This window comes from Streptomyces mexicanus, from assembly GCF_902506575.1.
GTDB classification, from domain to species: domain Bacteria; phylum Actinomycetota; class Actinomycetes; order Streptomycetales; family Streptomycetaceae; genus Streptomyces; species Streptomyces mexicanus.
The window spans coordinates 1-10,497 of sequence record NZ_LR732692.1 but is presented as its reverse complement, the minus strand read 5'-3'; the positions used below and the strand labels follow the sequence as shown (position 1 = coordinate 10,497).

General features: G+C 73.8%; 9 protein-coding genes. 6 read left to right on the top strand and 3 right to left on the bottom strand.

All coding sequences use genetic code 11. From position 1 onward, the window contains the following. Nucleotides 1-41 precede the first annotated feature (41 nt). A complete protein-coding gene (locus GV126_RS35335; RefSeq protein WP_201299992.1) occupies nt 42-566 on the bottom strand; it encodes a hypothetical protein in 525 nt (174 codons plus the stop codon). 253 nt (nt 567-819) lie between these two features. Then, nucleotides 820-3,096 (bottom strand): catalase, encoded by a 2,277-nt coding sequence (locus tag GV126_RS35330; RefSeq protein ID WP_159675511.1) that lies wholly within the window; start codon nt 3,094-3,096, stop codon nt 820-822. Between the two features lie 600 nt (nt 3,097-3,696). On the opposite strand from GV126_RS35330, the gene GV126_RS35325 reads away from it, so the two are divergent. Genes GV126_RS35325 through GV126_RS35315 form a run of 3 tightly spaced genes read left to right on the top strand, consistent with a single transcriptional unit; the run spans nt 3,697 to nt 5,473 of the window. Further along, on the top strand, nt 3,697-4,392 hold the full coding sequence (locus GV126_RS35325) for a nucleotidyltransferase family protein (RefSeq protein ID WP_159675510.1): 696 nt from the start codon (nt 3,697-3,699) through the stop codon (nt 4,390-4,392). Further along, complete coding sequence (locus tag GV126_RS35320; RefSeq protein ID WP_159675509.1) at nt 4,389-4,679, top strand: BON domain-containing protein; 291 nt, start codon at nt 4,389-4,391, stop codon at nt 4,677-4,679. Before GV126_RS35325 ends, GV126_RS35320 begins: the two co-directional genes overlap by 4 nt. After that, a complete protein-coding gene (locus GV126_RS35315; protein ID WP_159675508.1) occupies nt 4,676-5,473 on the top strand; it encodes a metallophosphoesterase family protein in 798 nt (265 codons plus the stop codon). Before GV126_RS35320 ends, GV126_RS35315 begins: the two co-directional genes overlap by 4 nt. A gap of 347 nt (nt 5,474-5,820) precedes the next feature. On the opposite strand, the gene GV126_RS35310 is transcribed toward GV126_RS35315, so the two are convergent. Further along, nucleotides 5,821-7,284: an aminotransferase class I/II-fold pyridoxal phosphate-dependent enzyme gene (locus tag GV126_RS35310; protein ID WP_159675507.1), complete on the bottom strand. Its 1,464-nt coding sequence runs from the start codon at nt 7,282-7,284 to the stop codon at nt 5,821-5,823. Nucleotides 7,285-7,497: 213 nt separating this feature from the next. Between GV126_RS35310 and GV126_RS35305 the strand changes: the two genes are divergently transcribed. From GV126_RS35305 to GV126_RS35295, 3 genes are all read left to right on the top strand, one after another. Next, nucleotides 7,498-8,775, top strand: coding sequence for an amidohydrolase (locus GV126_RS35305; RefSeq protein WP_159675506.1), 1,278 nt, complete (start codon nt 7,498-7,500; stop codon nt 8,773-8,775). 172 nt (nt 8,776-8,947) lie between these two features. Continuing rightward, nucleotides 8,948-9,412, top strand: coding sequence for a low molecular weight protein-tyrosine-phosphatase (locus GV126_RS35300; RefSeq protein ID WP_159675505.1), 465 nt, complete (start codon nt 8,948-8,950; stop codon nt 9,410-9,412). An 86-nt stretch (nt 9,413-9,498) separates the two neighbouring features. Then, a complete protein-coding gene (locus tag GV126_RS35295; RefSeq protein ID WP_159675512.1) occupies nt 9,499-10,386 on the top strand; it encodes a fructosamine kinase family protein in 888 nt (295 codons plus the stop codon). Nucleotides 10,387-10,497 lie beyond the last annotated feature (111 nt).

Here is a 10,497-nt window from a genome sequence, read left to right as displayed (position 1 = left end):
GGGCGGGTCCGGCGCGGCGAGGGGCGGCGTCAGGGGGAGTCTCAGGCCGCCAGAGGTGTGTCCGGGGTGAGGTGGTCGACGAGCTGGGCGCGGTGCAGGGACGCCACGGGGGCCAGCAGGTCGGGGTGGCGCAGCAGGGCCGCGGCGCGGCCGTCGCGCTCGTCCGGGGCGAGCAGGCGGCGGAACTCGACGGGGACGCCGGTCTGCCGGCCGCCCTCGGCGAGCGTGGCCACCGCCCGCTCGGCCAGGTCGGGCTCGGTGAGCAGGCAGGCCGCCCAGCTCGCCACGACCTCGTCCACCCAGGTGCGCCACGCGTACGCCTCCGGGTCCTGATCGGCGCCGTCGGCGCCGGTGATCCAGTCCAGCCGGGCGGATCCACCGGGACCCGACATCCCGACCAGCGCGGCGTCCATGGGCGTCGGGTAGCGCAGCCAGGCGGCGGCCGTCACCGCCTGGCGGGCCTGCACCTCGCACAGGGCGGACGCGAGCGCCCCGCCGGAGGCGGGGTAGGCGCTGGTCAGCCATTGGGTGGTCGCGGCGATGAGGGGGGAGAGGTCTTCGAGCACTGCCGGGCCGTTCGAGCTGTCCTCGTGCCTCGCGGTCCGCGCGCGGACGCGGACCGCCGGGCTGCGGGGACGACGGATACAGGGGACTGTCCGAAACGGTAGTCCCCGGCCCGGCGCGGCAGTGTGGCCCAGGCCTCTTCCGGGACGTGGCATCAGCCACATCGCGCCATCGCGTCGCCGGACGTCGGGACGCGGCGGCGCCGGCCGGAGGGGCCCGGGCCGTGAGCGGTGTGCCGGTCAGACCGTGTGCCGGTCAGACCTCGCTGGGGAAGCGTTCCCAGACGCGGTGGGCCGCCAGCAGGCGGGTGACCTGCTCCAGCGTGGCGGTGCCGCTGTCACCGACGATCACGCCCGGCGCGTCCACGGGGACACCGGCCGTCTCCAGCGCGGCCTCGGCGCCCTTCCAGGCGCCGATGGCCTTGCCGTGCCGGAACGCCTCGGACAGCAGCAGGTTCACCCGCGGGTCCTGGGTCGCCTGCCGGCCGGAGGGCCGGCCGGACTTGGCGTCGCGGGCGCCGTAGGCGTCGGCGCCCACGCCCGGTGTGCCGGCCAGCAGGACGGCGTCGAACTCCACCGACCGCGCGGTGGCGTAGGTGCGCTGCACGGTCAGCGCGTCGTCGCCGTCGCCGAGGGTGCCGCCGGCGGGCGCGACGACGAGGGGCACCATGTTCCCGGCGAGCACCGCCTCCCGTACGGCCCGCACCCCGTCCAGGTCGCCGTCCGGCCCGGCGATGATGCCGATGATCCGGCCGTCGGTGGGCCAGGTGTGTCCGACCTGCGACAGCGCCGGGCTGGGCTCGACGTCGGCCAGCGGCACGGTGGGCTCGGGAGCCGGCAGGCCGAGGCCCTTGGCGACCTGCGCGCACAGCTCGGGGTCGATGTTCGCGAGCACCTGCAGACCGCGCTCCTTGATGGCCTGCTCGTAGCACTTGCCGAGTTCGAAGGTGTAGGCGCCGATGATGTGCTCGCGCTCCACCGGGCTCATGCTCAGCCAGAACCGGCGGGGCTGGCTGAAGTGGTCCTTGAAGGTCTCGGGGGACTCGCGGACCTTGCTCGCCTCCGGGACCCGTACCGGCGTCTCGACGTACGCGCCGCTCTGCGCGGTCGCGGTGAACGGGCAGCCGCCGTCGAGGGAGTTGGGGCGGTAGGGGGCGACGCCCCGGTGCACGGCGGACTGGTGGAAGCCGTCGCGGAGCATGTCGTTGACGGGTGCGTGCGTACGGTTGATCGGGATCTGGCCGAAATTGGGTCCGGCCAGGCGCGTGATCTGGGTGTCCAGGTAGGAGAACAGCCGTCCGGCGAGCAGCGGGTCGTCGGTGATGTCGATGCCGGGGACGAGGTGGCCGGGGTGGAAGGCGACCTGCTCGGTCTCGGCGAAGAAGTTCGAGGGGTTGCGGTTGAGGACGAGCCGGCCGACGGGCTGCACCGGGGCCAGTTCCTCGGGGACGATGTTGGTCGGGTCCAGCAGGTCGATGCCCTCGAAGGTCTGGTCGGGGGTGTCGGGGAAGGTCTGGATGCCCAGTTCCCACTCCGGGTAGGCGCCGGCCTCGATGGCGTCGGCCAGGTCCCGGCGGTGGAAGTCCGGGTCGACGCCGCCGATGATCTGCGCCTCCTCCCACACCAGGGAGTGCACGCCCAGCTTCGGCTTCCAGTGCCACTTGACCAGCGTGGTGTTGCCCTCGGCGTCGACCAGGCGGAAGGTGTGGACGCCGAAGCCCTCCATGGTCCGGAACGAGCGCGGGATGCCCCGGTCGGACATGTTCCACAGCACGTGGTGGGTGGCCTCGGTGTGCAGGGTGACGAAGTCCCAGTGGGTGTCGTGGGCGGTCTGCGCCTGCGGGATCTCCCGGTCCGGGTGCGGCTTGGCGGCGTGCACGATGTCCGGGAACTTGATGGCGTCCTGGATGAAGAAGACGGGGATGTTGTTGCCGACCAGGTCGAAGACGCCTTCGCTGGTGTAGAACTTCGTCGCGAAGCCGCGGGTGTCGCGGACCGTGTCGGCCGACCCGCGGGACCCCAGCACCGTGGAGAAACGCACGAAGACCGGTGTCTCGACGTCCTTGGCGAGAAAGGCCGCCTTGGTCACGGAGGCCGCCGTGCCGTAGCTGGTGAAGATGCCGTGCGCGGCCGCGCCGCGGGCATGGACCACGCGCTCGGGGATGCGCTCGTGGTCGAAGTGCATGATCTTCTCGCGCAGGTGGTGGTCCTGCAGCAGGACGGGCCCGCGGGGACCGGCCTTGAGCGAGTGGTCGGTGTCGTACAGCCGGGCGCCCTGCGCGGTGGTCAGATACGCCCCGCCCTGGGCCATCCGGCCCTGGTCCACGCCCGTTTCCTGGCCGGTGGGCGAGACGGTGTCCGGGCCGGTCTGGTCCGGCTTCGGCGGCAGCGGATCCCTGGGGTCCGTCGGCTCGGCGACGGACGGCGACCGGGGCGCCGGCTTGCCCGGGATGCCCTCCTCGGGTCCCCCGCCGCCCTGCAGCGCGTCGGCCACCTTGTGGGCTGCCTGCTTGATGGGGTTGGCCTCGCTCATCAGTAACGTTCCTCCGCTTCTGGCCGTACGGCGCCCCTGCGCCACGGCCCCGTGCTGTCCGGTTGCCGGTCGAATCCGTTCGCCGCTCGCTTCCCCGGCAGGGGAACGCTCGCTCCCCGCGCAGCAGGTCGCCGGCTCTCCACGCAGGAGGCCGCGGCCGCCCGCAGGGTGATCCGCTCGTGAGCCGGGTTCGACCGCGCGGTCCTCGCCGCCGAGCCGCGCCCGCGTCGCAGCGGACGCCTGCCTCAAAGCGAACAAAATGACTGAACGGGCATTTATGCTGTCAATCTCTCACGGCCCGCACCGGGGCGCATGGGGCGCGCAACGAGCGAGTGAACGCCGCTCAGCGCCATCGCCGCACGCCTCCTCTCGCTCCCCCAGCCCCGTCCGACCGCCCCACCCGCGTACCCAGGCAGGGCCGGTCAAGCCCTGCGGATCGCGCCATGCCGCGCACCCCGGGCTCGTGCCCGTGTCGGGACCGCCACGCCGGGTACCCGATCGGCGCACGACAGGGTGCGCGGGACCGGACGGACCGCCTGGTCACAGGGTGGGCCGCGGGACGCCCGGCGCCCGGCAGGTCCGGCGAATGGAGTGGGCAGCATGACAGGAAGCGGAGGCGACGCGGCTCCCGCCCGGCGGGCAGGGTCCCCCGACCTTCGTCTGGCGGCGGGCGCAGACCCGGGATGGTCCGTGAGCGATGCCCCGCCGCAGGCCCCGCACCTGCCCGGTGACCGCAACCAGGCGATCCTGGAGGCGGCCAAGCAGGTCGGAACCCTGCTCAAGCGCAAGGGGCACCCGTTCGCGCTGGCGGGCAGCGTCGCCGCGTACGCGCACGGCGGCAGCGAGAACCTGCAGCACGACGTCGACTTCTGCGTGCGCCGCGAGGACTCCGAAGCGGTGGCCGAGACCCTGCGGGAAGGCGGGCTGACCGTCTACGAGCCCCCGGAGGACTGGCTGATCAAGGCCAAGTGCTTCGGTCAGGACGTCGACATCATCTTCGAACTGGCCCACCAGCCCGTGGGTCTGGAGATGCTCTCGCGGGCCGAGGAGCTGTCGGTGGAGTCGGTACGGATGCCCGTGCTCGCACCGACCGACCTGCTGTGGGGTCTGATCGCCGCCTTCTCCGAGCACCACTGCGACTTCGGGGCCGTGCTGCCCATCGCGCGCGCCCTGCGGGAGAAGGTCGACTGGGAACGCGTCCGGCGCGCCTGCGGGGACGAGCCGATGCCCGCCGCCTTCTTCTTCCTCCTCGAACGCCTCGACGTCATCTCCCCGCCGAAGGAGCAGCAGCCATGAACCAGCACGGCGAACGGCCGCGGGCCGGCGCCCCGGCTGCCGGGGACAACCTGGAGTACCGCCTGGCCCACCTGAGCGAGCGGATCGCCGGCGGGCCGCTGGGCGAGTTGGGGGTACGGCTGGAGGTGCGCGGCGAGGCGGTGCTGCTGACCGGAACGGTCCCCTCCCCGCAGTGCCGTGACGCGATCTGCGACCTCGTCGACGCCGAACTGGCCGGCCACCAGGTCCACTGCGACCTCGTCGTCACCGACGCCTCCTCCCCCGACCACGCGGAGGACCTCGCATGATCCGGATAGCAGCCGTCGGAGACATCCACCTGGCGCCCGAGGCCCAGGGCACCCTCCGGCCCGCCTTCGAGACCCTGCCCGACTGCGCCGACGTCCTGCTGCTCGCCGGGGACCTCACCCGGCACGGCACGCTGGAGGAGGCCCGGGTGGTGGCCCGGGAGATCGACGGTCTGGGCGTGCCCGTGGTGGCGGTGCTCGGCAACCACGACCACCACGACGACCGGCCGCAGGAGGTCACCGCGGTGCTGGAGGACGCCGGCGCCCGGGTACTGGAGGGGCGCTCCACCGTCGTGTCCTGCGACGGGGCGCGCGTGGGCATCGCCGGGACCAAGGGGTTCGGCGGCGGTTTCGTGGGGCGGTGCGCCGGGGAGTTCGGCGAACCGCTGATGAAGGACTTCGTCCGCCACACCCGCCACTGCGCCGACGGCCTGCGCGCCTCGCTGGAGGAGCTGGACGAGCAGGGGTGCGACGTCCGGATCGCGCTGACCCACTACTCCCCCGTCCCCGACACCCTCGCCGGTGAACCGCTGGAGATCTATCCGTTCCTCGGCAGCTATCTGCTGGCCGAGGCCATCGACACGGCGGGCGCCGACCCCGCCGTGCACGGTCACGCCCACGCCGGCACGGAGAACGGCATGACGGGCGGCGGTGTCCGGGTGCGCAACGTCGCCCAGCCGGTCATCGGCCGCGCCTTCCACGTCTACCACGTGCACGCCCCCCGGCCGGCGGCCACGGGAGCGCCCGGCCAGGGCGCGTCTGCCGGAAGCGCGGGAGCGCCCGCCGAGGGCCGCTGAGGGCCAAGCGCCGCCGAAGGCCGGGGTCCGGCTGAAGGCCGGGTGCCGCTGAAGGCCGGGTGCCGCTGAAGGCCGGGTGCCGCTGCCGAGAGCCGCGGCGCCTCTACCGCTCCGCGAGGTCGGCCGTCTGGTCACAGCCGTCGCCCAGCGTGCGGTCCGGAAGAGGGAGGAGACGGTCCCGGTGGCGCCGCAGCCCGGAGGCGCTGAACGTGTCGTGTGCCCCGGTGCGCCTCGACTGCGGCGCCGCCGAGCTGCCGGCCACCGCCGAGGGCGCCCCGGCGGTCAGCGGAACCGCGCCGCCGACGGATCGGCGCGGCCAACCGCTGAGACGGTGGAGGCGGTGGTCGTCACCGGCGCGCCACGACGCGCAGCGTCTCCAGTGTGGGGTCCGCCGCGTCCGGGATCAGGAAGCCGTGCGCCACGCCCGAGCGGAGGGAGTCCAGCACCTCGTCGGTGATCACCTCTCCGGGTGCGACGACGGGCACGCCGGGCGGGTAGGGGCTGATCATCTCCGCCGCGATGCGCCCGGCGGCTCGGTCGGCGGGCACCGACTCGGCGGCGCCGAAGAAGGCGTCACGCGGAAGGAGTGCCTGCTCGAGGTCGAGGGCCGACGGTTCGGGGAGATGGACCTCGGGCAGCCGCTCCATGGACTCGGCGCCCTCGACGAGCGAGCGCAGGGAGTCGACGAGGAGTTTCTCCGTCTCGTCGTCGTCGGCATGGGTGATCGAGGCACTGATGCGGCAGGTGTCCGAACCTCCCACGTCCACATGGCAGTGGGCGCGCAGCCACTCCGCCGCCTGCATGCCGCTGACGCCCAGTTCGCGCACGTCGATGACGATCTTCAACGGGTCCAGGTCGGCGGCGTGTCCCTCGTCGACGACCTCGCGGCCCATCACCCGCAGCCCGGGCAGGTCACCGGCCGCCGCCCGGATCCGCTCGGCCCGGTGAATCGCCGCGTCCAGCAGTTCGTGTCCCTGCTCCACCATCTGGCGGCGCCAGCCGTCCAGCGCGGCGTACACCAGCGAGGAGGCGCTGGTGGTGCCGAGCAGATCCTCGCGCTGCTTGAGCACCTCCGGCTCGATCCGGTCGCCCTGCAGGTGGAAGACCGAACTCTGCTCGATCGCGCCGCCCATCTTGTGCACGCTGGTGACGACCAGGTCGGCGTCGGCGTCCATGCCCCATGACGGCAGGCCGGAGTGGAAGGGCAGGTGCGCGCCCCACGCCTCGTCGACGATGAGCGGCACGTCGTACTCGTGGCAGACCTGCGCCACGGCCCTGATGTCCGCGCACGTGCCCCAGTCGGTGGGCGTGATCAGCAGCATGCCCTTGGCGTCCGGGTGCTCCTGGAGCCGTCGCCGCACGTCGTCGGGCTCGGGCGGATGGGCCAGGTGGCGGCCGGCGTCGAACTTGGGGTGCACCCAGATCGGTTCCACGCCGTTGATGACCACCGCGGAGATCACCGACTTGTGGGCGTTGCGCGACAGCAGCAGCTTCTCCCCCGGACCCGCCACCGCGAGCATCGCGGTCTTCACCGACAGGGAGCTGCCGCAGGTCGAGAAGAACGCCTGGTCCGCGCCGACCGCGTCGGCCATCAGCTCCTGGGCCTGGCTGAGCACGCCCTGCGACTGGCGCCGGTCGTCCAGTCCGTTCAGGGAGAGCACGTCGGAGCGGAAGACGTCCATGCCGAGGATCTCCGCCACGCGGGGATCCGTGCCGCGTCCCTGCTTGTGTCCCGGCGGACCGTACGCGACGTCGCCGCGGCGCCGGAACTCCTGCAGGGCCTCCAGCACGGGTACGCATGAGTGATCCATCGTTCCTCGCTCCTCCAGGTCTCGGGTGCGACGGCCCGCGGACACGCGGCGGGCACGGGCCGACGTGGTGACCCTTCCGGAGCGGTCGCGGGCCGTCGGGTCCACCGAACGTGTTGCACCCGGCCGGCGTTCCAAACCCGGCCGGTGGTGTCGGGCACCCGCTCGGTGGAACCCGGCCCGGGTGCGCGCGCCCGGCGCGCACCGGACTGCCCCATGTCCACCCGGTTCCCAGGAGGTTGCGTGTCCCGGACATCCGACGCCGTCCACGCCCGCGTCCGCGAGGCGGTCGCCGACCGTGCCGAGTCCGTGTGGGACGTCGCGGCGGCGCTGCACGCGGACCCCGAGTACGCGTTCGCCGAGCACCGTGCGGCGGCCCTGCTGACAGGTGAACTGCAGCGCGCGGGGCTCGAGGTGCGACGGGAGGTGGCCGGCCTGCCGACCGCGTTCACGGCCCGTTCGGGCCGGGGGCGGCCGACGGTGGCCCTGCTGCTGGAGTACGACGCGCTGCCCGGGCTGGGGCACGCCTGCGGGCACAATCTGATCGCGGCCGCGGGGCTGGGCGCCGCACTGGCCGTCCACGCGGTCCGCGACGAACTCGACGGGTCGGTACTGGCCGTGGGCACGCCCGCCGAGGAAGGCGGTGGCGGCAAGGCACTGGAGGTGGAAGCCGGGGTGTTCGACGACGTCGACGCCGCGCTGATGTTCCATCCGGGCGTCTACGACTGGACCTGGGCGCCGCTGACCGCGCAGGAGCAGTACCGCATCGGCTTCCACGGCCGGGCCGCCCATCCCACCGGCAACCCCACCGAGGGGATCGACGCGCTGGCGGCGCTGGTCGAACTGTTCAACGTGCTGCACGCGCTGAGTCGTCGGCTGCCCGAAGCCTCGCACATCCAGGGCATCGTCACGCACGGCGGCACGGCGACGAACATCGTGCCCGAGTTCGCAGAGGGACTCTTCGGTCTGCGGGCGGCGACCACCGCCGCGCTGGACGACCTGAGCGGGCAACTGCGCACCTGCGCCGAGGGCGTGGCCCAGGCGACCGGCACCCGGGTCACCGTGGAGCGGGCCACCGTCCGCTACGAGCACTTCCGTGACAGCGAGGTCCTCTCCGGCCGCTTCGCCGCGCACCTGGCCCGCGCGGGCATCACCCTGACACCGCCCGTTCCCGGCGTGTACCTCGGCTCCTCGGACATCGGCAACGTCAGCACCCGGCTGCCGGCCATCCATCCGTTCGTCGCCATCATGGACGAGAACGGCTCCGACCACACGCCCGAGTTCGCCGAGGCTTCGGCCTCCGCCCGCGCCCGCGAGGTGCTGCGGGCGGTCACGGAGGCGCTGGCGTGCACCGCCGTGGACGTCCTGTGCTGTGCGGATCTGCGGGAGCGGGCCTGGGCGGCGTACCGGGAGACGGCGACGAGGGGTCCGGCCGGTGGTGCCGATCGAGCCGGTGAAGCCGATCGGACCGTGGCGGCCGACCGGGCCGGTTGAGTCGACCGGGCCGATCCAGCCGGCTGCTGATCCCGGGGAGGGCGGGGCGCACGCCTCCCTTCGCCGCACCCGCCTCCTCCTGCCCTCGTACCGGCCCGCCCCCTCGGTGCGCGTCCGCGGCCGGGGCACCGTCGGTGCGTGGCACACCGCGCATCCCCGTACTCTGGAGCCCGTGCACATCTGTTTCGTCTGCAGCGGGAACATCTGCCGGTCGCCGTCCGCGGCTCTGGTCTTCGCCGAGCACCTGCGCCGGGCGGGGCTGGACGGGTCGGTGCGGGTCACCAGTGCCGGGATCGGTCCCTGGCACGTCGGGGAGGCCATCGACGAACGGGCCGGCGAGGTGCTGGCCCGGCACGGCTACCCGGTGGAGCACGTCGCCGCGCAGGTCGGCGCCGAACACCTGGACGCCGACCTGTTCCTGGCCATGGACCGCGGCCACGAGAAGGCGCTGCGCCGCCTCGTCGACGACCCGTCCCGGGTACGGATGCTGCGCTCCTTCGACCCGGAGGCGACCGGCGATCTCGACGTGCCCGACCCGTACTACGGTGGTCCGGAGGGGTTCGACGAGGTGCTGGCCATGATCGAGGCCGCGGTGCCCGGCCTGCTCGCCTGGGTCCGCGAGCACCTGCCGTCGTGACGGCGGGCCCGCCGGACGGCGCCCCGGAGACCACGAAGACCTCGGGGGCCCCGGAGGCCGCCCCGGGGGCAGCGGAGGGGAAGGCCCTGGGATCTTCCGACACCCCGGACGCCCGGGGCGCCCCCGGCACTCCGGACGCCGCGGCCTCCCGTTTCACCGGGCGCACCGCGGCCTCGTGGCGCCCGCTCTCCGCGACGCTCACCGAGGTGTCGCTGGACGACGGCCGCACGGTGATGGTCAAGCACGGCGACCAGCCGGACGCCCTGCGCGCGGAGGCGGCGGGGCTGCGCTGGCTGGCCGCCGCCGGCACGGTCCGGATCCCCGCCGTCCACGGGCACGACGGACGCTGGCTGGTCACCGAGCGCGTGCCCGCCGGCCGGCCCTCCGAGCAGGCCGCGGTCCGGTTCGGCCGGGACCTCGCCGCGCTGCACGCCGCCGGGGCACCCGCGTTCGGGGCGCCGCCCCCGGGCGGCCCCGAGGGGGCGTACATCGGGCTCGCTCCGATGCGCAACGCCCCCGGTTCCGACTGGCCGCGCTGGTACGCCGAGCACCGGGTGCTGCCCTATCTGCGCCGCGCGGTCGACGCCGGCACCCTGCGCGCCGCCGAGGCCGCCGCGGTCGAAGGCGTCCTGGACCGGCTGCCGGAGCTGGCCGGACCCGCCGAACCGCCCGCGCGGCTGCACGGCGACCTGTGGAACGGAAATGTCCTGTGGGGTGCGGACGGACAGGTCCGGCTCATCGATCCGGCCGCGCACGGCGGTCACCGGGAGACCGACCTGGCCATGCTCCACCTCTTCGGCTGCCCGTACCTGGAACGGGTGCTGGCCGGTTACCAGGAGGTCGCGCCCCTGGCCGACGGCTGGACCGAACGGATCGGGCTGCACCAGCTGTTCCCCCTGCTGGTGCACGCCGTGCTGTTCGGTCGCGGGTACGCCGAACAGGCGCTCGCGGTGGCCCGCGCCGCCGGCCGGTGACCGTTCAGCCCTGCCCGCCCCCGCCCTCCACGAGGCGGGCGCTGAACAAGCGGAGCCACAAGCTGAAGCTGACGCTGCGCGGCTCCGGCTGGAACTGCGCGGTCGACCAGG

What these genes read in the sequence shown, in the direction of transcription:
- GV126_RS35330 (WP_159675511.1), bottom strand. Translation starts at nt 3,096, where the DNA reads ATGAGCGAGGCCAACCCCATCAAGCAGGCAGCCCACAAGGTGGCCGAC.
- GV126_RS35325 (WP_159675510.1), top strand. Translation starts at nt 3,697, where the DNA reads ATGACAGGAAGCGGAGGCGACGCGGCTCCCGCCCGGCGGGCAGGGTCC.
- GV126_RS35320 (WP_159675509.1), top strand. Translation starts at nt 4,389, where the DNA reads ATGAACCAGCACGGCGAACGGCCGCGGGCCGGCGCCCCGGCTGCCGGG.
- GV126_RS35315 (WP_159675508.1), top strand. Translation starts at nt 4,676, where the DNA reads ATGATCCGGATAGCAGCCGTCGGAGACATCCACCTGGCGCCCGAGGCC.
- GV126_RS35310 (WP_159675507.1), bottom strand. Translation starts at nt 7,284, where the DNA reads ATGGATCACTCATGCGTACCCGTGCTGGAGGCCCTGCAGGAGTTCCGG.
- GV126_RS35305 (WP_159675506.1), top strand. Translation starts at nt 7,498, where the DNA reads ATGTCCACCCGGTTCCCAGGAGGTTGCGTGTCCCGGACATCCGACGCC.